The organism is Nocardia sp. NPDC060249, assembly GCF_042728755.1.
GTDB lineage: Bacteria > Actinomycetota > Actinomycetes > Mycobacteriales > Mycobacteriaceae > Nocardia.
The window spans coordinates 299,039-324,828 of record NZ_JBHXAQ010000002.1; the positions used below are offsets into that span (position 1 = coordinate 299,039).

Genomic DNA, 25,790 nt, shown 5'->3' on the forward strand with positions numbered 1-25,790 from the left:
TATAGGGCAGCCGAAGACCATCGTTCATCTCGTGCTCCCCCGTCGGCGATAGTACCTGAGGAATTCGGTTTGCGAGTTGTGTCTTCGCGCTATCGATTTCGGATATCTGAGCCCCGGCGTGATATGCCGTTACCCCAGGTCAGCCGACCGGTGGAATCGCCGCCGATGGTCTTCGCCGGGGCGCCGCCGCTCACCGTCCGACATCGCCAGCAGCACGGAGAGCTTCGCGGCCTCGGCGTCGTCGACCGGGGTGAAGATCTGGATCCACTCGCCGTCGGTGGCGGGCAGACTCATGATCGTCAGGTGCATCGCGAGCTCCCCCACGGCGAGATGCTGGATCACCTTGACCAGGTTCACCGGCACCGCCACGTCGTTACGAGCCCACATCCCGGCGAACTCGGCACTGGACGTACACAACTCGTCGATCAACTCCTGCCAGGCCGGATCGTCGAGGTGGCGGACCGACGCACCGCGCAGGTAGGCGACCATGCGACGCAGGTCATCGATGTTGTGCCGATAAGGATTGCAGCACTCCGGTGTCAGGAACACTGTGCGCAGCACATTGGCGTCGGGGCGGGCGAGGCCGGGAAACAAGGCGCGATAGGCGTCATTGTGCGCCAGCACGTCGTACCGGGAATCGAGAAGCACCGCGGGCAAGGGCGCGAGCTGGTCCAGGATCATCGGCATACCGGGCGGCATCGCCGATTCCGCCGCGGCCGCGGGCACCGACGGCACATTCGCGAGGCGGTAGAGGTGCACCTTCTCCGCGTGATCCAGGCCCAGGGTGCGTGCCACCGCGTCGAGCACCTGGACGCTGGCATTGATCGGCCTGCCCTGTTCCAGCCACGTGTACCAGGTGACCCCGATACCCGACAATTGCGCGACTTCCTCGCGCCGCAGACCCGGCGTGCGCCGCCGCGTGCCCGTCGGCAGACCCAGCTCCCCCGGGGTGATCTTGGCGCGACGGGATTTCAGGAACGCGCCGAGTTGGGCACGACGCTCGGTACGCAGGTCGGCCACTTCACTCATCTCACCATCGTCACCGATGCCGATCCCGGTATCCAGGTGGTGCTGATACCCGGATCGACGCGATGTGGGGCGAGTTCCGCCGCCGACGCCCGTGGACATGCTCAGCGGAACGTATTCCGCCGCGTAGTCCATGCGTGATCGCCACAAGACGTTTCGGGCGATCCAGCTCGACACTGCCGCAACGTTCGTCGCGAGGAATTCATCGCGAGGAAGCAGCCGATCTGCGTCGCTCGGGGCGTCATTCGAGGGAGAAACATCCGGTGAAGGTCTGCAGGTCTCCGGCAAGCGCCGGACCACCGGCGCAGGTGGGTCTGGTCACCCCATCGATGGTGACGTTCGCACCGGTGCCCGCGATTCCGATCGCGAGCCCGGGCCGTACGCCGGTTGCGTCGACAGCCGCTCCTGGACCCAGCGCGATCGCGGCAGGCCCGGACAGGCCTTGGGCTTGCGACGTCGCTGTGGCTCCGCCGACGGCGATCGAGAGAGCAAGCCCCTGCGACCCCGCGGACGCCGCGGCGGATCCGTCGACGCCGAACGCCGCGGCAGCACTTCCACCGACGCTCGACGCGGCACATTCTGAACTGTCCGAGGAATTCTCGATCGCGCTCGCGCCGGGAGCGCGACACTCGACCGGTGCCGCGGTAGCCGCCGGAGCGAGCGCGATCAATCCCGCGATCGCCACCGCTGCACCGAATCCAGCGCCCGCCGCTCGTCCGTAGTCGTAGCCTTTCATTGTCATCTCCTTCACTCCGGGATCAGAACCGAGTCGATCAGGTAGACAGTGGCATTCGCTGTCTCGACGCCCCCGCAGATGACTGCGGCATCGTTGACTTTCAGGTTGTCGCCGTCGCCGGTGACGGTCACTGTTGTGCCCTGCACCGTCGTGTGTGTACCCGCGATGGCATTCGGCGCGGTCCGGCCCGGCACCACGTGATAGGTGAGGATCTTCTCCAATGTGGGTGCATCGGTTTTCAAGGACTCGATAGTGGCCGGGTCGACCTCGGCGAACGCGGCATCTACCGGAGCGAAGACCGTGAACTCGCCACCGTTGAGCGTGTCTACCAAGTTGACCTGCGGATTCAGCTGCCCTGAAACCGCGGCGGTCAGGGTGGTGAGGAGCGGATTGTTCGATGCCGCCTCGGCCACCGGTTCTTCGGCCATCTCTTCCACCGACCCCGGACCGGTCGGGACTTGCGCGGCGTACTCCGCGCAGCCCGGGCCCACCAGGCTCGCTCCCATCTGAGCACCGGATGTCGGCGCCGTCGATTCCATCGACATCGATCGGGTGGTCGTCATCGCCGCCGAGTCCGATGAATCATCTGACGAACACGCCGTCAGGCCGAACAGCGCCAACGCCGCCACGCCCACTCCTGCCACACCCACTCGTGCGTTGAAACTCATCGCGGTCACTCTCCTCTTCTCCGACGGGGTGGCGTGGTTCGCCATCACGATTTCCGACGGTCATCGAACTTGTCGGTGTCACGCCGGCGGCCGAGGAGAAGCCCGTCCTGACTCACGCGGGCTTGTGCGAGGGCAATCCGTGAGCTGATCAGAGTCGCTGAGTGGTCGCCGACATCCGGTTGTCCCTTCCTGTGATGCTAGGAGCCGAACCCGCAGGATCGGGCAAACGATGCAGAATTGATGCATCTTTATCGGATTCGCCGCCTATCGCGGCCCTGGCTATGGCGCAACATTCGCGAGTCAGCCGTGCACCAGCGGGCTCAGGGCTTTGCCTGCCAGTTCGAGGATGCCCGGCTCGTGACCGTTGGCGACCATGTTGACGATGATGCCGTCGACCCCGTGATCCAGGATGCGGCGCTGGACCTGCTCGGCCACGTCGTCGGGGGCGCCGGCGAACACACTGTCCTGCGAGATCACCACCACGACATCGCGCTGCATGAACTCCTGCGCCAGCTTGCGCGCCCGGTCACCGTCCTCGTCGACGACAACGACCGCGCGAAAGCTGGTCTCCAGAGTCCGCGGATCGCGCCCGGCCTCCTCGCAGCGCTGCCGCAGTGTGGCCAATTTCCGCGGCAGTTCGGTGGTGTGGCACAGGATGTTCAGGTGGTCGGCGTACCGCGCGGCCAGGCCGAAGGTCTTCTTCTCACCGCCCCCACCGAGCAGGATCGGCAGGTCGTCGCGCACCTGCGGCTCGTTGATCGCGTTCTCGGCGCGGTACCACGTGCCCCGGAAGGTCGGCCGCTGCCCACGCAGCATCGGCGAGATGATCTGCAGCGCCTCGTCCAGTCGCTGGAACCGCTCGGTGAAGCTGCCGTATTCGAAGCCGTAGCCGATGTGCTCCTGCTCGAACCAGCCCGCGCCGATACCGAGGGCCGCACGCCCGCCGCTGATCACGTCCAGCGTCGTGACGATCTTGGCCAGCAGCGCCGGATTGCGGTAGGTGTTGCAGGTCATCAGGGTGGCCAGCTGGATACGCTCGGTGACGGTGGCCAGCCCGGCCAGCGCCGTGTAGGCCTCCAGCATCCAGTCATCGGGCTGTCCGTAGACCTGATAGAAGTGGTCCATGAAGAGCACGGCGTCGAATCCGGCCGCCTCCGCGTCCTGCGCCTGTGCGATGACCTGCGGGAACAGTTCGCGCGGCGAGGCCGCGTAGCCGAAGTAGGGCATCTGATATCCGAGACGAATGCTCATGCTCGACGACCCTACGGTCGTTTCCCGCGTCGACATGCAGCGATAGCCCATGGCAATCAACCGGACGTCACACGGCAATGGCCCGGCAGTTCACCGTGCGCGCGACCATCGGATTTCCCAGTAGTCGGGACTGTTTCGGTCAATTGTCCAATTTGTTGGGTGCTCGGCAACTACGGTCCCGCGCATGTCTCGCACTCACCGCATACTCGCGTCCGCGGCCCTGGCCGCTCTCCCCTTCGCCGCGGCGGCGCCTGCCTCTGCGGCTCCGGTCGTGAACAAGGTCGTGGTCATCGGTATCGACGGCACCCTGTGGAGTGAGGTGTCGGCGGCCGACGCCCCCAACCTCGACCGCCTGGCCGCGGAGGGCACCCTGGCGCGCACTTCCCTCGCCCCGCACACCACCATGTCGTGCGTCTCGTGGGCAACGGCGCTGACCGGCGTGTGGGACAACAAGCACGGGATTCAGGACAATGGGTCCACTTGCAACGCAGGACCTTTCGCACAATATCCGACGGTGTTCACACAGGTGGAGCGGGAGCGCCCGTCCTTGTCGACAGCCTCGATCGGGACCTGGGACACGATCGGCATGATCGCCCGCACCGGCAGCCCGCAGGCCGACCGGGTGGCCGTCACGCAGATCGATCCCTCCGGTGCGGGCGTCTGTGAGACCACCGCCGATTCCAACGCCACCGCGAAGGTTGTCTCGGCTGTTACCGAGGAGGCGACAGATCTGCTGTTCACGCACCTCGATCAGGTGGACATCGTGGGACACACACTGCGCGGAATCTGGCCGCAGGCCTATCGCGATGCCATCAGCCGGGTGGACAGCTTGGTCGGGCAGATCACCGCCGCGGTGGACGCGCGGGCGGCCTCGCATTCGAACGAGCGGTGGACGATTCTGGTCACCACCGACCACGGGCACAAACCGGATGGGGGTCATGGCGGTCAGAGCGCCTACGAGACAGCCAGTTTCGTCATCGCGCGAGGAGCGGGGTTCGCGGCGGGAGCGCAGAACAACGGCTACACCCTCGCCGACATCACACCGACCGTTCTGGATCTGCTCGATGTGTCGGCTCCCGCGAATCTCGACGGCGAGTCGATGTTGACCGGCGGCTCGGGCAACCCGGCAGCACCGGTGCCTAGTACGCCCCCGATCGACGCCGGGATCACCGGTTCGTCGTCCGGTTCGGCGCAGGCGGCCATGGTGGCGAATCCGTTGTGCATCCTGGGAAGTGGATCGGCGAGCGGTTCGTCCGAGCGATAGGCCCACGGAAGAATGTGCTTGCGCTGCGCCGAATTCAGTGCGTGCGCAGATGCCGGCGCCGACCGGTTCGAGCGCCCGATCACCGCTGCGCGATCAGTAGATTGTGGTCAACTCGACGCGCTCAGGAGGTCCCGCCGTGGCGGTACACACGTCCACCCTCGCCGTGGCTACGGCCGACGGCACAGCCGATTCTTTCCTCGCCCACCCCGACGACAACGCGCCGCACCCCGCGGTTCTGGTGTTCTCCGACGCGTTCGGCCTGCGGCCGGTGGTCCGCCGTGACGCCGAACGCCTCGCCGCCCACGGCTTCACGGTGCTCGTTCCGAATCTGTTCTACCGCCACGGCTCCGCACCGGTAGTCGACCTTCCCGACTTCATCGGGGCCGACCGACGCGATGAGATCTTCGGCGCACTGCGCCCGTTGCTGACCGCGTTGACACCCGAACTCGTCGTCGCCGACGCCGCCGCATACCTGTCGTGGCTGGCCGATTCCCCGCTGACCACCGGCAACCCGGTAGGGCTGTCCGGATACTGCATGGGCGTGCGCCACGCACTCCACACCGCCGCCGCCTACCCCGACCGAGTAGCCGCGGTGGCCGGCTTCCACGGCGGCAGGCTGGCCACCGACGACCCCACCAGCCCACACGCCGTCGTCGACCGCATCACAGCCGAGGTGTATCTCGGGCACGCCGACGCCGATCCCGGCCTCCCGCCGGAACAGATCGACAAGCTCGACACCGCCTTCGCCGACGCGGGCACCACCTTCCGCACCGAGGTGTATTCCGGGGCCGGCCACGGCTTCACCCAATCCGACACCGAGGCCTACAACGCCGAAGCCGACACCCGCCACTGGACCGAACTGACTGACTTGTTCACCCGCGTTCTGCGCTGAACCGGTTTCCCAGGGCGACCGGTTGTGATCAGCGATCCGGGCTCGTCGCCCGCGCAGCCACCAACTCGGTGAAGGCGGTGGCGACGAGGGCGACCGAGTGGTCGGTGTCCGCGCTCAGTGCCCGCAAGGTAGCCAGCGCGCGGGTGCCGGGCAGCTCTACCAGTGCCTGAACGAGGCGGATTCGGATGCGCGCGTCGTCTTCGTGTGCGGTCAGCGCGGCGGCCAGCGCGCCCAGTATTCGGTCTGTGGATTCCGGGTCATGCGACAGCGCGCCCAGCACTTCGCCGGCGTCGACATCGTTGGTGCCCGCGATCACCATGGCCACCAGGATCGGCTCGGCCGCGCTCACCCCGCGGCTTCCGGCGGCCAGGGCGGCGGGGCCGCGGACGGCCGGGTCCGGGTCGTCGAGCGCGGCGGTGAGCAGCACGGTCGCGGCGTCGCCCGGGATCTCCGCCACGGCCAGCACCGCCCGGCGCCGGACCTCGACGTCGGCGGCGGTCAGCCCGGGCGCGAGCCCGGCCAGCCCGTCGTCACCGGCCCGCGACAGCGCCCAGCGCAGGGCACCTGCCATGTTGGGTTCGGTCTCGGTGAGCACAGCCGCGGCCAGCAACTCGGTCGGCACCGGCGCGTTGTCGGCCGGGTTCAGCACCGCCTGCAGGCGGCGATGCGGGTCGGTCGAGCCGAGAGTGCGCACGAGTTCGACGATGCGCAGGACGTCGTGCCAGTCGCCGGGCTCGGCGTTCTCGACAGCGCGCAGTCGTTCGAGGAGTTCGCGCTCGCGCACCAGCCGTTCCTCGGTGCGCCGGATGAGATCACTCACCAAGGTCTGCGGTGTGAACGACCGGTCTGCCAGTACCCGGGTGATCTCGCGCAGCGAAAGGCCGAGGGAGCGCAGGCTTTCCACGTGGAAGATGCTGCGGATGTCGGCGTCGGAGTACTGGCGGTAGCCGCCGACGGTGCGCCCGGTGGGGCGGACCAGTCCGAGCGAGTCGTAGTGGCGCAGCATGCGGGTACTGACTCCCGAACGCCGCGCCACCTCGCCGATCAGCACGGTGCGCCGTCGAGCGCCGCGACTCGTTTCGCCGCGTCGATGTCGAGGCCGAAGGCGGCGTCCGGGTCACGTAGCAGTTGCTCGGTGGCCTGTGCGTGGGCTCGCACGTGCGGGTCGGCACTGCCGCCCGCGCGGTGCAGCACCGTGGTGATCACCGCACCGAGCGTGACCAGCGCCCGGCTCAGGCTGCGCCGTACGTCGCGATCACCGCGCCCGAATTGGGTGGCCAGTTCGGTGGCCAGCGCCTCGCGCTCGGCCTCGGGCACGAGCACCACCGCGGCGCGCCATGCGCTGCGGGCCACGTCGTCGTCGGGATCGCGCAACAGCGCCGGGGTTATCAACGGCCAGACTGCCCGATCGCCGATCTTGGACAGCGTGTGCAGCGCTTGGCCGCGGGCCTGGGCACCCTCGGATTCCAGCTCGGCGCACAGCCGGGGCACGGTCAGCTCGCTGGGGAGCCTGGTCAGCGCCCAGGTGAGCATGTCGCGGACGAAGAAGTCCGGCTCCACGGCACAGCGGTCGATCAGAGCCCCGAGCAGGGCCGGGCGCGGATGCGTGCCCGCGGCCAGCGCGGCCTGTAGCCGGGTCGACGCGTTCTGCGCGCTCAGTGCGGCGAGCAGCCGCGGGTCTACCGAATGTGCTGGTGTCGAGTTCATGGGAACTACCTCCTGCCTCCAGTGAAGACATTGTCACTGTGTCAGGGTCAAGCGCTCGATCATCCGCACACACATCACCCGGACAGTACGATCTCGGCGCACGGCGCAAGATTCACCCTTTATGGGGGATACGGGCCCATCGACGACAGTTCTACCGTCGAAACCATGACCACCACCTCACACCCCGCCCGGCGGGTCCTGGCCGTGGGCATCACCCTGCTCGCGGCGACCGCGCTGGTGATCGCGGGCACCCTGAGCATCCTGCGCGGCATCGCCGGCATCATCGAAGACGAAGTATTTCTGGTGCCCGGTGACTACGTCTATCAGCTCGACGTGAGCGCCTGGGGTTGGATCCATCTCGTACTCGGCGTGCTGCTCGTAGCCGTCGCTCTCGGGATGATGGTGACCGCGACCTGGGCCCGCATCGTCGCCTACTGCCTGGCCGCCCTGTCGATCATCGCCAATTTCCTGTCCCTGCCCTACTACCCGTGGTGGTCGGTGATCCTCATCGTCATCGACCTCGTCGTCATCTGGGCCATCTCCACCTGGACCCCAGATCGGGTCTGAGCGCTGCCGAATGTCTTCCTCGGCGTGTCCGAGCCGCTGTTGCCAGCATTGAATCGAAGGGATCTCCATGTCGCGCAAGCGCACGTATGTTCCTCAGGTCTCCCCGGCATATACCGGGCGGCTGTCGATGGCCCCGGTGCCCGCGCTGCGGATGCCCGAGGAATGTATGGATCCTGATGTCGCCTATCGATTCATCCACGACGAGCTGATGCTCGACGGGAGCAGCCGACTGAATCTGGCCACCTTCGTGTCGACCTGGATGGATCCACAGGCCGAGAAGCTGATGGCGGAGACGTTCGACAAGAACATGATCGACAAGGACGAATACCCCGCGACCGCCGCGATCGAGCAGCGGTGCGTGTGCATGGTCGCCGATCTGTTCCATGCCGAGGGTCTCCGCGACGACGACCCGTCCAGTGCCACGGGGGTGTCGACGATCGGCTCCAGCGAGGCGGTGATGCTGGCCGGGCTGGCCATGAAGTGGCTGTGGCGCGAGAAGGTCGGCGACGGGTGGAAGGGCCGCACACCGAACATGGTGATGGGTTCCAACGTGCAGGTGGTGTGGGAGAAGTTCTGCCGCTATTTCGACGTCGAGCCGCGATACCTGCCGATGGAGAAGGGCCGCTACGTCATCACACCCGAGCAGGTGCTGGACAACGTCGACGAGGACACCATCGGCGTCGTGGCCATCTTGGGCACGACATTCACCGGCGAACTCGAACCGATCAGCGACATATGCGCGGCGCTCGACAAGCTCGCCGCCGACGCAGGACTCGACATTCCCGTGCACGTCGACGCGGCCAGCGGCGGCTTCGTGGTGCCCTTTCTGCATCCCGATCTGCTGTGGGACTTCCGGCTGCCGCGCGTGGTGTCGATCAACGTCAGTGGCCACAAATACGGGCTGACGTATCCCGGTATCGGGTTCGTGGTGTGGCGCGGCCCCGAGTACCTGCCCGACGACCTCGTCTTCCGGGTCAACTATCTGGGCGGCGACATGCCCACCTTCACGCTCAACTTCTCCCGGCCCGGCAATCAGGTCATCGGCCAGTACTACAACTTCCTGCGGCTCGGCCGCTTCGGCTACAGCCTGGTCATGCAATCGCTCTCGCAGACCGCGCGCTGGCTCGGCGACCAACTGCGCGCGAGCGGACACTTCGAGGTGATCACAGACGGCTCCGCGATCCCGGTGATCAGCTTCCGGCTGTCCGGCAACCCCGACTACACCGAGTTCGACGTCTCCCACGCGCTGCGCTCTTACGGCTGGCAGGTGCCCGCGTACACCTTGCCGGACAACGCCACCGATATCGCGGTGTTGCGCGTCGTGGTGCGGGAAGGGTTCTCCGCGGATATGGCCAGGGCGTTGAGCGACGACATCACCGCCTCGCTCGGACACCTCGACGAGCTCAAGCCCAACGGATACTTCGACCGGCTCAAGCCCTTCGCGCACTAGCACTGCGCGCTTCTACTCGTTCGCACCGCTGCGAACGACCCTTCTCCTCGATCTGCGCGAATCTCTGGCCGCTCTCCGGCACAGCACCAACCATGAATGCGGAGATTCGTACGTCGCCACCCATCGACCCGAGGACGCCGCCATGACCGTCACAGACGAATACCTCAGCAACAACACCGCATACGCGGCGCAGTTCAGCGGCCCGCTTCCGCTGCCGCCCAGCAAGCACGTCGCCGTGGTGGCGTGCATGGACGCCCGCCTCGACGTCTACCGCATCCTGGGTCTGCGAGACGGTGAAGCGCATGTCATCCGCAATGCGGGCGGCGTGGTCACCGACGACGAGATCCGCTCGCTGGCCATTAGCCAGCGACTGCTCGGCACCACCGAGATCATCCTGATCCACCACACCGACTGCGGCATGCTCACCTTCACCGACGACGACTTCAAACGGGCTATCCAGGACGAGATCGGCATCAAACCGACCTGGTCCGCCGAGGCTTTCGGCGATCTCGACGAGGACATCCGTAACTCGCTGCGCCGCATCGAACGCAGCCCCTTCATCACGCGGACCACTTCCCTGCGCGGATTCGTCTTCGACGTCGCGACCGGGAAACTGAACGAAGTGCTCGACTGATCATCGATACGACTGCCCGAGTGGCCGAGATCGGGCGCGCTGCTCGGGGACCCACACAAGGCCTCAGATGAGCGAGCTCTCCCGCACCGACACGCGTCGCGTCGCGATCGTGACCGGCGCCGCGTCCGGTATCGGCCGTGCCGCTGTCGAGTTGTTCGCCGAACGCGGGCACGACGTGGTCGCCGTGGACATCTCCGAGCGCGGCCTGACCGGATTCGGCGACGGCATCGTGACTCTGTCCGGCGACGTGTCCTCCGACGCGGTGAACCAGGCCGCGGTGGACGCCGCGCTGGACCGCTTCGGCCGACTCGACACCATCGTCCTCAATGCCGGAACCGGCGGCACCCCGCCGTTCGAATCCGCCGACGCGGTGCGCACGGCCGACCGCATCCTCGACGTGAACCTGCTGGGCCCGATTCGCGGGCTGCGCGCGGCGATTCCGGCATTGCGCCGATCCCGGGGCTCGGCGGTGGTGACCGCGTCGGTGGCCGGTTTGCGTGGCGATGCGGGGACCTGGGCCTACAACGCGTCCAAAGGCGCGGTGATCAACCTGGTCCGCGCGGTCGCGATCGACTATGCCGCACAAGGGATTCGGATCAACGCCATCGCACCCGGGCTCACCCGCACCGGCATCACCGCCGGCGTGCACCAGGACCCCGCGCTGCTGGCCGCGATCGAACGCCGGATCCCACTCGGCCGGTTCGCGGAACCACGTGAACAAGCGGAGGCGATCTGGTTCCTCGCCTCCCCCGCCGCCGGCTATATCACCGGCACCACCCTCGTCGTCGACGGTGGCCTCGACGCCAACCTGGGCATTGTGCCGCTGCCCGGCCAGTCGGGCGACAATAGCGCCCCGGGCGGCTGACCAGCGGAATACTCGCGTTCGGGATCGCCGAGCGCGGTTGCTCGATAGGGTCGGCGCAACGATCGAGCTGGAGGTGAACGTGGGAATCAAACAGCGCGCCACGGTGCAGATGAGCGCGGAGGAGATCGCGCAGTTCCTCGACCGCAGCAGGGTGCTCACCTTGGCCACCCTCGATGCCGAGGGGAAACCGCACCTGACCGCGATGTGGTTCGGGCACATCGACGGCACGATCTACTTCGAGACCAAGGCGAAGTCGCAGAAGGCAACCAACCTGCGCCGCAACCCGACCCTCACCTGTATGGCCGAGGCGGGCGACACCTACGACCAGTTGCGCGGCGTTTCGATCGAGGGAACGGCGCATCTGATCGAGGACCCCGCGGCGGAGGAGTACTGGAACGCCGGAATCGATGTCTTCCGCCGCTACGTCGGTCCGTACACCGAGCAGGCTCGTCCGCTGGTCGAGTCCATGATGCACAATCGGATCGTCGTTCGGGTCGAGCCGACGCGGGTCCGCTCGTGGGACCATCGCAAACTCGGTCTGCCCGCCATGCCGCTCGGCGGCAGTACAGCGGACGTTCAACCCTGATCGGCGTTCATCGAGCCGGCGGAACTGGTCGATGATGCGTCACCGGGGATACCACTGGATCGCGAGCGTCCCGGCGGCGTTCCCGGAAGAGCACAATGAAGGGGTCCGCCCAGCCGCCGATGTGGTCGAAGATCACCTCGAGCACATCCTGGAGGTCGGCTACGGCGGCGTGCTCGACGCTGTGCCGGACGAACGGTAATCGAACGGAGAACGCCGATGACCGACGCCGATTACGTCGTGGTCGGAGCCGGAAGCGCCGGTTGCGCGGTGGCTCGCCGACTCGCCGAAAGTGGCGCGTCCGTCGTGCTGATCGAGGCCGGGCGCGCGGACGACACAGGCATCGCCAAGATGCTCTTCCAGATTCCGGGTGCTATCAACGTCATGCACTCCACGCCGCAGTTGAAGAAGCTGTTCGATTGGGGTTCCCGGTCGACACCGCAGCGCAATGCGCTCAACCGCACGATCCCCCTGACGCGTGGCCGGGTCCTGGGTGGTTCGAGCTCGGTCAACGGCATGCTCTTCGTCCGCGGCAACAAGAAGAACTTCGACGACTGGGCGGCCGAGGGTTGCGTGGGCTGGGACTACGCCGGTGTCCTTCCGTACTTCAAACGGCTCGAGGATTGGGAGGGCGGCGCCAGCGACCTCCGTGGTGCCGGTGGCCCGATCAAGGTCACCCGCAAAACCGATCTCACCGAGGCGGCCCGCGCATTCATGGCAGCGGCGACCGAGCGCCTCGGCGTGCCTGCCATCGACGACTACAACGCGGAAAGCCAGGAAGGCGTCGCGGTCTTTCAGCAGAGCGCCGCGAAGGGATTGCGGTATTCCACGGCACAGGGTTACATCCACGATAATCCGCTCCCGAACCTGCTGGTTCTCACCGATACGACGGTCATCCGGATCGTCATCCACGGGTCGCGGGCAACCGGGGTCGAGATCTCGGTCAAGGGCGGCAAGCAGATTGTGCGCGCGTCGCGCGAGGTGATCCTCTCGGCGGGAGCGTTCGGGTCGCCACAGATCCTCCAACTGTCCGGAATCGGTCCCGCCGAACACCTCGCGCAGCATGCTGTCGCGGTGCGCGCGAATCTACCGGTCGGCGACAACTTGCACGACCATCTCTTCGTCCCGCTCTCGTACAAGATGACCTCGGCGTTGCGTCGACCGACTCCGTCGTACTTCCTGCGCGGTCTACTCGCCGAGAAGCGTCGGCCGGGCAGTTCGTGGGCGGCCGGATCGTCGTTCGAATCTGTCGCGTTCGTGCGCACGTCGTTCGCCCGCGACATTCCCGACCTGCAATTGCTCAGCCTCTACTGGGTCTATCCTTCGCCCAACCAAGACTCCGGCAAGCGGGTGGTGCCGCCGACGAAGAAGCCGGGGCAGAGTGTTTTCCCGACGCTGATCTACCCGGAGAGCCGCGGCACCGTCAGGCTCTCCTGCGCGGATCCCACCGCGGCTCCACTCATCGACCCCGGGTACCTGAGCGTGCCCACAGACGCGGAAGTGCTGCTCGAAGGCATCGCGATGGTGCGCGAGATCATGGCTGGAACCGGCGACAACGCCGGCGAGATCAATCCCGGGGCCGAGTTTTCCGACGATGTGTCGCTGCGCGCAGAGCTGCCGAACCGGATTCACACCGTGTACCACCCGGTGGGCTCGGTGCGAATGGGAGTCGACGAGCGGGCAGTCGTCGATCCCGAGTTGCGGGTACTGGGCATCGACGGTCTACGCGTCGCGGACGCATCGATCATGCCGAGCATCATCGGCGGGAACACCAACGCGCCCTCGATCATGATCGGCGAGAAGTGCGCGGACCTGATCCTTCGACCCTGATCGGTGTCGTATCAGTCGCATGAGTCATGCGCGCGACTGGTTCTGTTGCCGGAGGGAGGACAATGGACGGTGGGTTGACGAGTTCGTACGCACCACCAGGAGCACGCGATGCTACACAGCCACCGAACGTTCTCCCACTTGCTACACGATATGGGTGAGCAGTCTTTCGACGACCACCACGTGCGCCATGCGGCCTGGGTCGCGCGGTGGGTGGGCCGCGGCGCCACCGCTCCCCTGCACCCCGATGACCTCACCGTCGTCGCCGACCGTCTCGAGTCCCCGAACCTGCCCGCCGGATCGGTGATGTTCTCGGCGGATCAACCGCCGGAGGGGGTGTGGTTCGTACGGCAGGGGCAGGTCGAGCTGTCGGTCGAATCGGGCACGCAGCGTGCGGTGGTGGGGATGCTGGGTCCCGGCGATGTCGACGGCGATATCGCGCTGTTGCTCGAAGTGCCCCTGGCATACACCGCGCGCACGCTCACCGAGGCGCACTGCCTGTTCTTGCCCCAGCGCGATTTCGACACGCTGCTCACCACCCACCCCGCGATCGCGCGGCGCTGGATATCGAGTGTGGCGCAACGGCTTTCGGCGGTCCAGGCTCGGTTGACCGATATCCTCGATCGTCCGCTTCCGGTCCAGGTGGCGCAATTGCTTCTCGACGAAGCCGTCGGCGGGTCGGTTCAGCCGGACCAGCGCACGCTCGCCGCCATGCTCGGTGTGCGAAACACCTCGTTCCACAAGGTCGTCGAGGAATTCCAACGACACCGCCTGATCACCGTCGGCCCGATAGGCATCGACATCGTCGACCCCGACGGATTGCGGCAGCTCACCGCAAAAACGTCCAGCCACTGAGCAGCCCGCCGGTGATTGCCGACCAAGACAATATCGGGTCCGCACAGCAACCTTTCTGCAGTTAACTATTAGGAGTAGATATCTAATTGCGGATAATGATATTTTTGACACGCTAAGATTTGCGATTTCAACAACAGGAAGATGAGAGCGGGTTATATTTTCTGAACACCCATTGTTTTGCGGTTCGACAACCCGACTTACCGCTGCTCGACATTCCCTGGAGATCGCCATGATATCGACCTCTTCCCTGTTTCGTGCGGGCTTTATTGCCCCGGTGGCCGTCGCTACCGTCTTTTGTTTGGCCGCACCGGTAAATGCGGCCCCCGTCAGCGTGAACTGGAGCTGCCGGGGCACAGTCTTCGGCATCGGCCAAACCTCGAGCATGAACACCTCGGTCACCGGTACCGCGCCGGGCTCGGCGGCGTCGGGTTCCGCCGTGGCCATCACCATCACGCCGGGCGCCTCGTCGGTTCCCAGTTCGGCTTCCGGCTTCACGGTGAACAACATCAGCAACCTGAAGATGACCATTCCGACGCCGGCGAATTCGACACTGGTCTCGGCTACCGCTTCCGGGGGTACCGTGGCCGGCACCGTCGCCACGTCGGGCGGGAATGTCGTTCTGACAGTGCCGGGTCCGATCGCCGGCGGCACCAGCTTCACCCCACCGGCGGTGACCATCAACGTCACCGCGGGCACCGCCGGGACGCCGATCACCAGCAAGTACGCGGGGACCAGCTACACCAGCCCCGGCATGACCATGACGACCAATGTCTCCTTTGTCGGCAATGTCGCGACCTCGTGCTATCCGAACCCGTCCCCGACACTGACCACCACGACCGTCGTCTGAGCCCGCAGGCGGGTGCCGCCGGAAGGTGACCGGCGGCCCGTGGTGAACGTCCCGGACCGGGTTGTGTCAGCAGCCCGGTCCGGCCCCATCGACCCGCACCGGAAGGCCACCGCACACGATAGTGGTTGCCCTGCTTACGGTTTGGTGCCGAGGAACCACTTCGACCGAATTCTCCGATGCGCAGTATCGCCTCGCCCGGTGTGTCGTACAGTGCATGTCCGGCACAGCCACGGCCGCTTCGACGACCGGAGCGGTGCCGCTTTCGTGATGTTCGTCAGCTGCGGTGCGGGCCGCCGGTCGATCGATTGACAGGAGCCCCGATGCCCACTTCGAGCACCCGGCGGCACTCCCTCCTGCCGCGGCCCGCGGCATCCCTCGACTTCGCCGAGCTCCACGACTCCCCCGCACGAATCCGGGCGCTCAGCAACCGAGCAGGCCCTGATCGGTGATTTGTGCTGAGCGGTTCTCTGTTTCACGTGATCGATGGGAAAGCCCTTGTGCCCGACAACAAGCGAACCCGCCCGGATCTCGGTCGAGCTCAAAAGGGCGCTGGAGTTCTATCACGGAAGCGTCGAGGACCTGGTCCGAGAATTGATCAGGGTGCTGGGCGTGAACGAGACCGATCGGCGTGCGCTGGAGATCGTCCTGCTCGAGGAGAAGGCCACCACGCCGGGCAGGCTGGCCGAACGGCTCGGCCTCACGTCCGCCGGCGTCACGATCATGCTCAACCGGCTCGAGAAACAGGGCTACATCGCACGGTCGCTGCACCCGACCGATCGTCGTCGCGTCCTCGTGATGGCCACCGAACTCGCGGCCGATCGCGTACAAGAACTCGTCGTACCGATGATCGTCGAGAGCTACAAAATGTTGCTGAACTATTATGACGCCGCCGAACTCGAAACAATCGCCGATTTCTTGACCCGTGCGGGCGAGTTGCAAAGAACTCACCGGCAACGACTGCGCGAGGTGGATCCGTATTCGCGCCCCTGAAAATTGGCACGCCGATCGGCGCATTTCGAGGGAGAAGGCAGGAATGGAATGACCGCGACACTATCAACCGATCGGTTCCGGCGGCAGATGTCGCGTGTGGGCGTGGCGGCCGCAGTGGCGACCGCGGTTATCGGGATCACGCTCGTGGTGCGCGCGGATTCGAGTCCGCCTGTATCTGCGAACAGTGCGCAGGCCTTCGCGGGCGAACCCACCGTCCGGACTTCCGACGACATCGCCGACCGAAGTCAGTCCGGCGGGATGATCACGAGCACGACACCCGAGACACCGAGCGCGGTCGCCGTACCGGCCGACGTCCCGGGTTCCTACACCGCTACCGATGCGGAGCCGGCTCCGCCGGAGCCCGATTCCACGAGCACGGCCGCCGCGTCGGAAACGACGACGGATGTTTCGGCACCGAACTCGACGGTTGTTTCGGTGAGCGCGAGTTTCTCTGCCACGGCAAGCCTTTCGATCCAGGACACGTCCGGTGTGCAGGACCCGGGTGCCGTCGCCTCGACCTCGGTATCCACGGTGACCGTCACCATGACGCCGACCAATCCGTCGACGATCACGGTGACAGCCGATCCGAGCACGGTGACGGTGTCTGCCGATCCGTCGGCCAGCACCGTCACTTCCACCACCACGGTGCCAACCACCACGACGACGGTGCCGACCGCCACCACGACAGCGCCAACCAGCACCACGACAACCACAATTCCGACGAGTCCGACCACGACATCCCGGTCACCGGCGGCATCTACAACGCCGGCGGCACCGACGACCACATCGCCGACGACGACCAAGCCCCCTCCCACGACGAGGTCGCCGCGTCCGACGCCATCGATCGCCCGCCCACCGGCCACATCACCGAGGTGACACCAGCGAGTCAGCTCCTGCTGCCCGTAGCGGTTCGGTTCAGCGGCAGCCGCATCGACGCCGAGTATGCGAGGGTGGACGGCATGACGGTAGAACGGTTCGAAGTGCAGCGGCAGGTCCCCGCATCACCCTCGGAAATCTTCACCCTGCTGTGCTCCCCGGAAGGGCACGTAGCCATCGACAGTTCGGGCATGCTGCAATCGGCGGAGGGTAAGCCCGTCACCGGCGTCGGCGACGAGTTCATCGTGCACATGGATCGCGAGTCTCTCAACGACCTCCCGATGGGCAAATACGACGTCACCGTGATCATCACCGAATTCGAGCAGGACAAGCATCTCGAGTGGACGATCTCGGGCACCATCAAACCGCCGATCGAGCACCTGTACGGCTATCGCCTCGAGCCCAGCGACACCGGCACCCTGGTCACCTCGTACTACGACTGGAGCAGGATCGCGCCCCGCTACCGCGAAGCAGCCATCTTCCCGATCATCCCCGAGTCCGCGCTACGGGCCACACTAGGCATCCTCGCCCGCACCATCCAGAAATAGCCCCGCTTATCCGGCAATGCCACCGACGGGGTGCGGGTTCTTCGATGGTCACCGAGGATCTGTACCTCGTCAGCGCGCTGAAATGTAGTGCCCGGGACTCGAACGCCGATCCGAATCGCTCATGTACTTCCAGATCGCCGCGTCGAGCGCGCCTGCCGTGCACCCCAATTCGCTCGCGGCCTCGACGACGAGGGCCTTGATCGCATCATAACCACCACCGCTACCCACGCCGGCCGCGCGAACGAATGCGGCGACGTGCCTGTCGACAGCGACACAGCGGTTCGAGCCGACCAGAATCGCGATGTAGTCAACGGTTTTGGGGCCCACACCCTTGACACGGCGCAGAGCCCGCCGAGTCTGCAGTTCGCAGTCACTGCCGTCGTAACAGTCCGCCAACTCGTGCACCGTCTCGATCCCCAGTTCGCCCAGGGTCGCGGTGAGTTCAGTGATGACGGTGAGCTTGCGTGATCGCTCACTCCACCTGAGGAATCCGGCCAGATCATCGGTATCGAGTCGACGGCGGAACCCGGACAGCACCACCGCTTCGGGCCACTGAGCGATCACATCCCGCACCCGTGGGAGAACCACGGTCGCGTACGTCGTTCGGGGTTGCAGCGACGCATCGACGATCACCGCGCCGATGTGGTCCCATCGCCGCTCGGCCTCGCACGGAACGAGACCGAGCGACTTCACGTACCGCACAATCTTTTCGACGTCATCAGAGCTGGGAGGCATAACCGCTATGTCGCCACATCACGTCGCGGAGTTAGCACGATCGACGGAACTCGCCGAAGCCGGACTACGGTTTGCGGCCGATGCCGCCGACGATGCAGTGGCGGACGTCGGAGAGGGGGGTGAGGTGGGGGCCGTCGGGCCACCAGTCGTCGCAGCGGACGAGGCCGGGTTCGACCATGTCGAGGGTGCCGAACATGGCTTGGATTTCGTCGCGGGTGCGGAAGCGGCCGCTGCCCATCGGGCTGTGGATGAACTTCTCTTCCATTTTCCGGGCCAGCTCGCTGTATTCGGCGGTTTCCGGGTCGTGGAAGTGGGCGATCGCGACGAACGAGCCCGAGGGCAGTGCGTCGATGTAGGTCTGCATCAGGGCAGGGCCGTCGTCGCCGAGGTAGTGGTGCAGGGTGCCGATGTGGAACAGGGCCAGCGGTCGGGTGAAGTCGAGTTCGCGGCGGACCGTCTCGTTGCCGAGAACTTCCAGGGGACGGAAGATGTCGGCTTCGGCGATGCGGGTGCGGCTGTTGCTGGCCAGTAATGCCTGCGCGTGCACCAGAACCGACGGGTCGTTGTCGACGTAGACGACCTTGGACTGGGGGTTCACCCGCTGGACCACCTGGTGGGTGTTCTCCGCGGTGGGCAGACCTGATCCGAGGTCGAGGAACTGCTCGATGCCCGCCCTGGCCAGGAACCGGCAGGCGCGGATCAGGAAATCCCGGTTGGCCCAGGCCAGGTCGTTGACCTGCGGGGCGACGGTGCGGACCTGGTCCAGCACCTGACGATCCACGTCGTAGTTGTCCTTGCCGTTGAGCGCGGCGTCATAGACGCGCGCGATACTCGCACGGGTGGTGTCCACCCCGACCGGAACAGCGCTGGGGTAGGCGGCAGAAGAATGCGACATCGAGAGCGCCTTTCGAGCATCGGAACCGACTGGACGATTCAAGCCTAGAGCATCGATTTCGTTGGCAGACAAGCCATTCCGCCTCCCCGCGGGACAAAGCCGCGAGCCGGGTACCCGGAGTACCCGTATCAGTGGACTCCTATTCCTCCTGTGCGTCCGATCCCAGGATCTGAGCATGATCCAGATGCTCAAACCAGCCCCGGTGCCCGATTCGGCGACGGGCAGGCGTTCGATCGCCGTGCTCGTCGTCATCCTCACCGGCCAGTTCATGACGGTGCTCGACGGCTCCATCGTCAATGTCGCCGTTCCGTCCATTCGCTCGAGCCTCGATACCGGCGGAGCCGCGCTGCAATTGATCGTCGCCGGGTACGTGATCGCGTACGCGGTGTTGCTCATCGGTGGTGCGCGCCTGGGTGAGCGATTCACGCAGCGACGCACCTTCATCGCGGGCCTGGCAGGGTTCACACTGGCTTCGCTCGCGTGTGGGCTGGCGTGGAACGAGGTGTCGCTCATCGTGTTCCGCTTCAGTCAGGGTGTCGGGGCGGCCGCGATGGCGCCACAGGTGATGACGCTGATCCAGCGCACGTTCACCGGGACGGCGCGCGCCAGGGCCCTGAGCATTTATGCCGCGATCGTCTCCGGTGGCCTGCTGGCGGGCCAGATCCTCGGCGGGTTGATCGTCGACGCCGATCTGGGCGGCACCGGCTGGCGTGGGGTGTTCCTGGTGAACGTGCCGATCGGCATCGCGCTGCTGGTGCTGGCGCCGCGCGTCCTCCCGGTCACCGTCGCCCGCACCGATCGAACGGTCGACGGGCTGGGGTTGGTGACGCTCACGGCCACCGTGCTGTTGCTGGTCGTGCCGCTGGTGCTCGGCCGCGAGCTCGGGTTTCCGGGGTGGTCATGGCTGTGTCTCGGGGCGGGCGTGCTCGGGATCGCCGTGTTCGTTCTGGTCGAGCGGACGATCGCCGGGCGCGGTCGCGATCCCCTGTTCGCGCCGCAGGCGCTCGGCGCGCCCGGTCTGCTCGCCACCGCCGCGACCCTGCTCATGGTGATGGGGACCTTCGGCGGCTGGCTGTTCGTGAGCGCCCTCCACATGCAGAGCGACCTCGGCTACAGCGCGCTGCGAGCGGGCATGCAATTCGTGCCGATGGGTGTCACGTTCGCCGTGGCCGGACTGTCCTGGCACCGCGTTCCGGCCACGCTGCATGCGAGGATGATTCCGTTCGGGCTGGTGATGAGCGCGGCCTCGCTGGTCTGGCTGGCGTGGCTGCTGGGCGACGGCGCGGGTATCGGCGTCGCGGCATCGATCGCGTTCGGGGTGTTCGGCCTCGGTAACGGCCTGGCGTTCAGCCCGTTGATGACACGGGCTTTGGCCGCGGTGCCGGTGACGCTGGCCGCCGACGCCAGCGGCATTCTCGTCACCAGTGTGCAACTGGGGACCGTGGCCGGGATCGCGAGCATCGGGTCGGTGTTCTTCGCATTGGTGGGAACGACCGCGTCATCGGCGGCGGGCGCGGTCGCGGTCGTGCATCTGATCTGCGCGGCGACCACACTCGCGGCCGCGGCCTCGGCCGCGCTGGCGGTGCGCGGGATCCGCCGCTGAGTGTGCTGATCGCGGGGCCATCGGTCCTGAGCTAGCGTGACACCATGCACGAGCTCAGGGCCGGTGACATTTTCGCCGGTTATCGAATCGAGCGGGTGCTCGGGGCGGGCGGGATGGGGAGTGTGTACGCCGCCCGGCACCCGCGGTTGCCGCGACTGGTCGCGGTGAAATTGCTGCACTCCGCGTATTCGGCGGATCCGGTGTTCCGTGGGCGATTCGAGCGGGAAGCCGATCTCGCGGGGCGCCTCGACCATCCGAATATCGTGGCGATCCACGACCGCGGCAGCGAGGACGGGCGGCTGTGGATCGCGATGCAGTACATCGCGGGCAGCGACGCGGAAACGGCGCTGCGGGCAGGAGCTTTGGCGCCGCAGCGCGCGTTGCGCATCGCCCGGTCGACGGCGGAAGCTCTCGATTGCGCGCACACGGCCGGGCTCCTGCACCGCGATGTCAAACCTGCCAATATTCTGCTGAGCGAGAGTGCGGGCGGCGGCGGTGAGCGGGTGCTGCTCACCGATTTCGGCATCGCGAAGGCCCTCGACGAGGGCACGGCGCTGACCCGGACCGGGACGCTGGTGGCCACGCTGCGGTATGCGGCGCCCGAACAGCTCGACGGGCGCGCCGCGGGCCCGCGGTCGGACCAGTATTCGTTGGCGTGCACGCTGTTTCACCTGCTCGCGGGGCGGCCACCGTTCACCGCGACCAATGCTGGGGCGTTGATCGGTGCGCATCTGATGCACCCGGTGCCGCGGATCAGCGAGATCGTGGCGGGTATGCCCACCGCGGTGGACGCGGTGTTCGCGCGGGCCCTCGCCAAGGATCCCGAGCACCGATTCGCCAGTTGCGCGGAGATGGTCGCGGCGGCGTGCACAGCCTTGACCACGGGAACCGCTCCGGCGCGTCCGATGACCGGCCTCGGCGGGTCTGCGCAGCCGGTCGACTACCCGGCTCGAGGCCGGGCACACTTCGCCACCGATGCGGGGGCGCGTCGAGGGAACGCGGCGTGGTGGGTAGCGGGCGCACTCGGGGTGGCCGTCATGATCGCGATCGCCACGGTGGTCCTGACGATCCGAGGTTCCGTGGACACCGGTGCCGTTCCGGCGAGTACCACCGCCGCGCCGGCCACCACCGTCCACGCGTGGGCGGCGGCCCGTCCGACGATCGCGATGTTTCCCGACCTGCTGCCCGCGAATCCGGACAGCGCGGGGTATCGGGGACTGCGGTGCAGTTTCGCGACCAAGAGCCCGGAGGCGGTGTGGGACACGGGGTTCGACTGCACCGACCGCGAGGGCCTGCAGGTGCAGGTGTTGGCCCACAAGGATCCCGGCACCGTCGAACGGTTCGTCGCGACTGTGCCCGCCGGGGCGACCCAACAGCCGCGGTCGCGGTACGGCAGACCGCTGACCGTGCACAGTTTCAACGGCTCCACCGGACCATGGCTGCTGGTGCGATTCGACGCCGCGCCGTATTCGACTGTGCTGCTCCAGGTGTACTGGAAGGGCCACACCCATCAGGAGATGATCGACCAATGGTTGAGCACCGCACCGCTGTGACCGCGCGACTGACGCTGGGCGCGCTCGCCGTACTGCTCGTCGGCTGTGGCACCGTCCAGGGCGCCGCGACACCCGGTGAGATCGATGTCCGCTCGCTCGACGTGGGGAGCTACACGACGGCGCCCGCCGATCTCGAGGCGGGCCGAAAGTCCACGGACGGGCCGATTCTGGAAGGTCTGCGGATGGCGGGCGCGGTGGTGTTCCCGCACGAGGTCGATCCGGCGCTGACCCACAGCTGGGGCACCGATGTCCTGGACACACCACGACGAGCTGCCGATACCTCGGCGATCTCGAATGTGAATCTTCCCGTGCTGGAACGGCATCGGATGATCGTCGCCTTCGACGTCGCCGAGGGCAGCCAGGCTTTCGACAAGGCGAAACCGGCGATCGAGACCGACGCGCGGATCACCAGGGTGGTGCTGTTGCGGTTTCCCGGCGCACACACAGCCGCGGATGCGGCACGGGAACTCGAGGCGACCGACTTCCGGGTGAGTCCGGACAACCAGCCGGTACCGATCCCCGGTTACGCTGCCGCACACGCGCATTGGCGGCCTGGCATCAAGACGATCGGGGCCACCTTCGCCCACGGCGAGATCGTGGTGAGCTTGTTTCTCCAGCATCCCTCGCCCGATATCGACGCGCTGGCCACACGCGTCGCGGCGATTCTGGACGCCCAGACAACCTTGCTCGACAAGTTCACCCCGACCGCATCCGACCGGATCGCCGAGCTACCCCGCGATCCCGATGATCTGTTGCGCCGCATCCTGATTCCCGGGCCAGCCAATCAGCAGATCGCGATCTCCTCGCGGGAGTTCGCGGCGTGGCCGGGCCGTGCGGGCCTGCACTACCGCCCCGCCGAACCCGCCGAGCTCGGCGCGGCCTGGGATCGCGGTGGCGTGGACAGCGTGGCGAATTCCTACAGCACCACCCTGTTCCGGTTCCGCGACGACGCCACAGCCCTCGCATTCGGCACCACGTGGCAGAACACGCTCAGCGCGGCCGCGCACCCGGTCGCACCGCCCCTTGACCTGCCGCAGGCGCGGTGCGCGGAGCGCCGCGCCGGGACTGCGCCCGCGCTGACCCGCTGCTATGTGAGCTACCGGCGCTACGGCGCGTTCGTCAGCGGCGCCGAACCCGCCGGAGTTCGCCAGCAGGCAGCGGCACAGTACGCGCTGCTGGCGAACGCTCAGTAGTTCAGCTGATCCAGCTCAGAGCTGGGCTTCGATCGCCTGGACGACGTCGGCGGCGTCGGGAGCCGTGCGCGGGCGGAACCGCCCCGCGACCGTGCCGTCGCGACCGACGAGGAACTTCTCGAAGTTCCACTGCACGTCGCCCGCCGCGCCCTCGGCGTCGGCGGTCTCGACCAGCGCGGCGTAGAGCGGGTGCCGGTCGTCGCCGTTGACATCGGCCTTGGCGAGCAGCGGGAAGTCGACCCCGTAGGTGACCGAGCAGAATTCCTGGATCTCCTCGGCGCTGCCGGGCTCCTGACCCATGAACTGGTTACTCGGGAAGCCGATCACGGTGAAACCGCGCTCGCCGTAGGTCTTCTGCAGTTCCACCAGGGCGCCGTACTGCGGGGTCAGGCCACACTTGGAGGCCACGTTGACCAGCAGCACTGCTCGCTCGCCAGCCAGCTCACCCAGTGTGGTGTCCTCGCCCGCCAGGGTCTGCACCGCAATGTCTCGAATGTTCGCGCTCATCACATCACCACCAGATCTCGTCTATGTCGGTTCGATCGCCACCGTACCGGAGCCCGATCGGCGCGCAAGTGTCCCGCTGGGCGAGAGAATCTGTAACACGTTCTTGTTTTGTCGCGCCGTTCGCGGCACCATTCCTAAGGACGGGCGGTGATGCCCGCACCCCGAAGCACCGGAGGAAGCCCGTGAGCGACCAGCCACATCGGATCGATACCGTCCGCCCGCTGCGCGCGAGCGAGGTGACGCAGTGGGATTTCGAAGCCGATGTGGTGGTGGCCGGATTCGGCATCGCCGGCGTGTGCGCGTCGATCGAGGCCGCGCGAGCGGGCGCGAAGGTCCTCATCCTGGAACGGACCGGAGGCTGGGGCGGCGCGGCGGCGCTGGCGGGCGGATTCGTCTACCTCGGCGGCGGCACACCGCTGCAGAAGGCGCTCGGATTCGACGACACCCCGGAGAACATGGCGGCCTTCCTCACCGCCGCGCTCGGACCCGGCGTCGACGAGGCGAAGATCAACGACTACTGCGCGGGCAGCGTCGAACACTACAACTGGCTCGTCGACTGCGGTGTGCCGTTCAAGGAGTCGTTCTGGGGCGAGCCCGGCTGGGAGCCCCCACACGACGAAGGCCTGATGTACTCCGGCGGCGAGAACGCCGCGCCGTTCCTCGACATCGCCGAACCCGCTCCGCGCGGCCACGTTCCGGAGCTGGCGGGCAAGAAGATCGGTAAGCGCAGCGGCGGCTACATGCTGATGAAGCCGCTGGCCGACACCGTCGCCGAGCTCGGCATCGACGTCGAGTACGACACGCGCATCCGCAGGCTGGTCGTCGACGACGAGGACCGGGTGGTGGGCGTGCTGGCCACCACCTACGGCAAGCCCGTCACCGTGCGGGCCGCGCGGGGTGTCGTCCTGGCCACCGGCAGCTTCGCCTACGACACCGAGATGATCGACCGCTACACCCCGCGCTTGAGCGGCAGGCCCGGCGCGGCCATCGAGGAACACGACGGCATCGGCATCCGGCTGGCTCAGGCGCTCGGCGCCGAGCTCGCGCACATGGACGCCAGTGAAGTGGCCATCTTCGGCGATCCGCAGATGATGGCGCGCGGGATTCTCGTCAACGGACGCGGTCAGCGCTACGTCACCGAAGACACCTACCCCGGCCGGATCGGTCAGGCGACGCTGTTGCAGAACGACAACCAGGCGTTCCTGATCATCGACGAGACCTCGCTCGAAGAGGCGCTCGCGACCGAGAGCGCCACCCCGTTCTTCCGCTTCCAGCCCAAGTGGGTCGCCGAGACGGTCGCCGAACTCGAGGCCGAGATGGGGCTGCCCGCACAGACATTGCAGACCACCATCGCCACCTACAACCAGCACGCCGAGCACGGCACCGATCCGCTGCTGGGCAAGAAACCCGAATGGGTGCGTCCGATCACCGGGGCGCTCGCCTGCTTCGATCTGCGCGGGTTCACCGCCGGGTTCACCCTCGGCGGGCTGCGCACCGACCTGGATTCGCGGGTGCTGCACGTGAGCGGTGAGCCGATCGAGGGCCTGTTCGCGGCGGGTCGCTGCACGTCCGGGCTGTGCGCGTACGGCTATGTGAGCGGGGCCTCGCTCGGCGACGGCAGCTTCTACGGCCGTCGCGCGGGCAAAGCGGCGGCAGCGGGCTGAACCGCGGACGACCCACCACGGAGGTTTCGTCAGTACTCTGCTTGCAGCGTCACG

Annotated in this window: 28 protein-coding genes; 18 read left to right on the forward strand and 10 right to left on the reverse strand. The window is 66.8% G+C overall.

What is annotated here, in order from left to right; translation table 11 throughout:
• Positions 1 to 129: 129 nt before the first annotated feature.
• From ACFWFP_RS08965 to ACFWFP_RS08980, 4 genes are all read right to left on the reverse strand, one after another.
• Positions 130 to 1,161 (reverse strand): helix-turn-helix transcriptional regulator, encoded by a 1,032-nt coding sequence (locus ACFWFP_RS08965; RefSeq protein WP_379294160.1) that lies wholly within the window; start codon positions 1,159 to 1,161, stop codon positions 130 to 132.
• A 106-nt stretch (positions 1,162 to 1,267) separates the two neighbouring features.
• On the reverse strand, positions 1,268 to 1,762 hold the full coding sequence (locus ACFWFP_RS08970) for a DUF6764 family protein (RefSeq protein WP_379294161.1): 495 nt from the start codon (positions 1,760 to 1,762) through the stop codon (positions 1,268 to 1,270).
• Between the two features lie 11 nt (positions 1,763 to 1,773).
• Positions 1,774 to 2,430, reverse strand: coding sequence for a fasciclin domain-containing protein (locus ACFWFP_RS08975; RefSeq protein WP_379294162.1), 657 nt, complete (start codon positions 2,428 to 2,430; stop codon positions 1,774 to 1,776).
• A gap of 300 nt (positions 2,431 to 2,730) precedes the next feature.
• A complete protein-coding gene (locus tag ACFWFP_RS08980; RefSeq protein ID WP_379294163.1) occupies positions 2,731 to 3,681 on the reverse strand; it encodes an LLM class F420-dependent oxidoreductase in 951 nt (316 codons plus the stop codon).
• A gap of 184 nt (positions 3,682 to 3,865) precedes the next feature.
• Here ACFWFP_RS08980 and ACFWFP_RS08985 point away from each other — a divergent pair, with 184 nt between their 5' ends.
• The gene (locus ACFWFP_RS08985; RefSeq protein WP_379294164.1) at positions 3,866 to 4,945 is read left to right on the forward strand and encodes an alkaline phosphatase family protein; all 1,080 of its coding nucleotides are present in this window, start codon (positions 3,866 to 3,868) and stop codon (positions 4,943 to 4,945) included.
• Positions 4,946 to 5,081: 136 nt separating this feature from the next.
• Entirely contained in the window at positions 5,082 to 5,837 is a 756-nt protein-coding gene (locus tag ACFWFP_RS08990; RefSeq protein WP_379294165.1) for a dienelactone hydrolase family protein, read from the forward strand.
• A 28-nt stretch (positions 5,838 to 5,865) separates the two neighbouring features.
• On the opposite strand, the gene ACFWFP_RS08995 is transcribed toward ACFWFP_RS08990, so the two are convergent.
• On the reverse strand, positions 5,866 to 6,888 hold the full coding sequence (locus tag ACFWFP_RS08995) for a MerR family transcriptional regulator (protein ID WP_379294166.1): 1,023 nt from the start codon (positions 6,886 to 6,888) through the stop codon (positions 5,866 to 5,868).
• Complete coding sequence (locus ACFWFP_RS09000; protein WP_379294167.1) at positions 6,882 to 7,544, reverse strand: HEAT repeat domain-containing protein; 663 nt, start codon at positions 7,542 to 7,544, stop codon at positions 6,882 to 6,884. Before ACFWFP_RS09000 ends, ACFWFP_RS08995 begins: the two co-directional genes overlap by 7 nt.
• Positions 7,545 to 7,709: 165 nt before the next feature.
• Between ACFWFP_RS09000 and ACFWFP_RS09005 the strand changes: the two genes are divergently transcribed.
• The 11 genes from ACFWFP_RS09005 (at position 7,710) to ACFWFP_RS09055 (ending at position 16,162) form a co-directional block, all read left to right on the forward strand.
• Positions 7,710 to 8,111 carry a hypothetical protein gene (locus ACFWFP_RS09005; RefSeq protein ID WP_379294168.1) on the forward strand — a complete coding sequence of 134 codons (402 nt, stop codon included), beginning with the start codon at positions 7,710 to 7,712 and terminating at the stop codon, positions 8,109 to 8,111.
• Positions 8,112 to 8,178: 67 nt separating this feature from the next.
• Entirely contained in the window at positions 8,179 to 9,561 is a 1,383-nt protein-coding gene (locus ACFWFP_RS09010; RefSeq protein ID WP_379294169.1) for a glutamate decarboxylase, read from the forward strand.
• Positions 9,562 to 9,703: 142 nt separating this feature from the next.
• Positions 9,704 to 10,195, forward strand: coding sequence for a beta-class carbonic anhydrase (locus ACFWFP_RS09015; RefSeq protein ID WP_379294170.1), 492 nt, complete (start codon positions 9,704 to 9,706; stop codon positions 10,193 to 10,195).
• A gap of 67 nt (positions 10,196 to 10,262) precedes the next feature.
• The gene (locus ACFWFP_RS09020; RefSeq protein ID WP_379294171.1) at positions 10,263 to 11,060 is read left to right on the forward strand and encodes an SDR family NAD(P)-dependent oxidoreductase; all 798 of its coding nucleotides are present in this window, start codon (positions 10,263 to 10,265) and stop codon (positions 11,058 to 11,060) included.
• 79 nt (positions 11,061 to 11,139) lie between these two features.
• Positions 11,140 to 11,646 (forward strand): pyridoxamine 5'-phosphate oxidase family protein, encoded by a 507-nt coding sequence (locus tag ACFWFP_RS09025; RefSeq protein WP_379294172.1) that lies wholly within the window; start codon positions 11,140 to 11,142, stop codon positions 11,644 to 11,646.
• Positions 11,647 to 11,677: 31 nt separating this feature from the next.
• Positions 11,678 to 11,845 carry a hypothetical protein gene (locus tag ACFWFP_RS09030; protein WP_379294173.1) on the forward strand — a complete coding sequence of 56 codons (168 nt, stop codon included), beginning with the start codon at positions 11,678 to 11,680 and terminating at the stop codon, positions 11,843 to 11,845.
• A 17-nt stretch (positions 11,846 to 11,862) separates the two neighbouring features.
• Complete coding sequence (locus ACFWFP_RS09035) at positions 11,863 to 13,473, forward strand: GMC family oxidoreductase (RefSeq protein ID WP_379294174.1); 1,611 nt, start codon at positions 11,863 to 11,865, stop codon at positions 13,471 to 13,473.
• A 150-nt stretch (positions 13,474 to 13,623) separates the two neighbouring features.
• Positions 13,624 to 14,325 carry a Crp/Fnr family transcriptional regulator gene (locus ACFWFP_RS09040; RefSeq protein WP_379294176.1) on the forward strand — a complete coding sequence of 234 codons (702 nt, stop codon included), beginning with the start codon at positions 13,624 to 13,626 and terminating at the stop codon, positions 14,323 to 14,325.
• 298 nt (positions 14,326 to 14,623) lie between these two features.
• Positions 14,624 to 15,172 carry a hypothetical protein gene (locus ACFWFP_RS09045; RefSeq protein WP_379294177.1) on the forward strand — a complete coding sequence of 183 codons (549 nt, stop codon included), beginning with the start codon at positions 14,624 to 14,626 and terminating at the stop codon, positions 15,170 to 15,172.
• Positions 15,173 to 15,492: 320 nt separating this feature from the next.
• Positions 15,493 to 15,621, forward strand: a complete 129-nt coding sequence (locus ACFWFP_RS09050) for a hypothetical protein (protein WP_379294178.1) — start codon at positions 15,493 to 15,495, stop codon at positions 15,619 to 15,621.
• 34 nt (positions 15,622 to 15,655) lie between these two features.
• Positions 15,656 to 16,162 (forward strand): MarR family winged helix-turn-helix transcriptional regulator, encoded by a 507-nt coding sequence (locus ACFWFP_RS09055; protein WP_379294179.1) that lies wholly within the window; start codon positions 15,656 to 15,658, stop codon positions 16,160 to 16,162.
• 323 nt (positions 16,163 to 16,485) lie between these two features.
• Here ACFWFP_RS09055 and ACFWFP_RS09060 read toward each other — a convergent pair whose 3' ends face one another.
• A complete protein-coding gene (locus tag ACFWFP_RS09060) occupies positions 16,486 to 16,977 on the reverse strand; it encodes a hypothetical protein (RefSeq protein WP_379294180.1) in 492 nt (163 codons plus the stop codon).
• A 144-nt stretch (positions 16,978 to 17,121) separates the two neighbouring features.
• Between ACFWFP_RS09060 and ACFWFP_RS09065 the strand changes: the two genes are divergently transcribed.
• Positions 17,122 to 17,586, forward strand: coding sequence for a polyketide cyclase (locus ACFWFP_RS09065; protein WP_379294181.1), 465 nt, complete (start codon positions 17,122 to 17,124; stop codon positions 17,584 to 17,586).
• A 69-nt stretch (positions 17,587 to 17,655) separates the two neighbouring features.
• Here ACFWFP_RS09065 and ACFWFP_RS09070 read toward each other — a convergent pair whose 3' ends face one another.
• Positions 17,656 to 18,279, reverse strand: coding sequence for a hypothetical protein (locus ACFWFP_RS09070; protein WP_379294183.1), 624 nt, complete (start codon positions 18,277 to 18,279; stop codon positions 17,656 to 17,658).
• Positions 18,280 to 18,385: 106 nt separating this feature from the next.
• Positions 18,386 to 19,216 carry an SAM-dependent methyltransferase gene (locus ACFWFP_RS09075; protein WP_379294184.1) on the reverse strand — a complete coding sequence of 277 codons (831 nt, stop codon included), beginning with the start codon at positions 19,214 to 19,216 and terminating at the stop codon, positions 18,386 to 18,388.
• A 184-nt stretch (positions 19,217 to 19,400) separates the two neighbouring features.
• Between ACFWFP_RS09075 and ACFWFP_RS09080 the strand changes: the two genes are divergently transcribed.
• The 3 genes from ACFWFP_RS09080 to ACFWFP_RS09090 are packed head-to-tail and all read left to right on the forward strand — an operon-like array spanning position 19,401 to position 23,565.
• On the forward strand, positions 19,401 to 20,819 hold the full coding sequence (locus ACFWFP_RS09080; protein ID WP_379294185.1) for an MFS transporter: 1,419 nt from the start codon (positions 19,401 to 19,403) through the stop codon (positions 20,817 to 20,819).
• Positions 20,820 to 20,863: 44 nt separating this feature from the next.
• A complete protein-coding gene (locus tag ACFWFP_RS09085; RefSeq protein ID WP_379294186.1) occupies positions 20,864 to 22,372 on the forward strand; it encodes a serine/threonine-protein kinase in 1,509 nt (502 codons plus the stop codon).
• The gene (locus tag ACFWFP_RS09090) at positions 22,348 to 23,565 is read left to right on the forward strand and encodes a hypothetical protein (RefSeq protein ID WP_379294187.1); all 1,218 of its coding nucleotides are present in this window, start codon (positions 22,348 to 22,350) and stop codon (positions 23,563 to 23,565) included. Before ACFWFP_RS09085 ends, ACFWFP_RS09090 begins: the two co-directional genes overlap by 25 nt.
• Positions 23,566 to 23,580: 15 nt before the next feature.
• On the opposite strand, the gene ACFWFP_RS09095 is transcribed toward ACFWFP_RS09090, so the two are convergent.
• Positions 23,581 to 24,072, reverse strand: a complete 492-nt coding sequence (locus ACFWFP_RS09095; RefSeq protein WP_379294188.1) for a glutathione peroxidase — start codon at positions 24,070 to 24,072, stop codon at positions 23,581 to 23,583.
• A gap of 182 nt (positions 24,073 to 24,254) precedes the next feature.
• On the opposite strand from ACFWFP_RS09095, the gene ACFWFP_RS09100 reads away from it, so the two are divergent.
• On the forward strand, positions 24,255 to 25,736 hold the full coding sequence (locus ACFWFP_RS09100; RefSeq protein ID WP_379294189.1) for an FAD-dependent oxidoreductase: 1,482 nt from the start codon (positions 24,255 to 24,257) through the stop codon (positions 25,734 to 25,736).
• Positions 25,737 to 25,790: the final 54 nt, after the last annotated feature.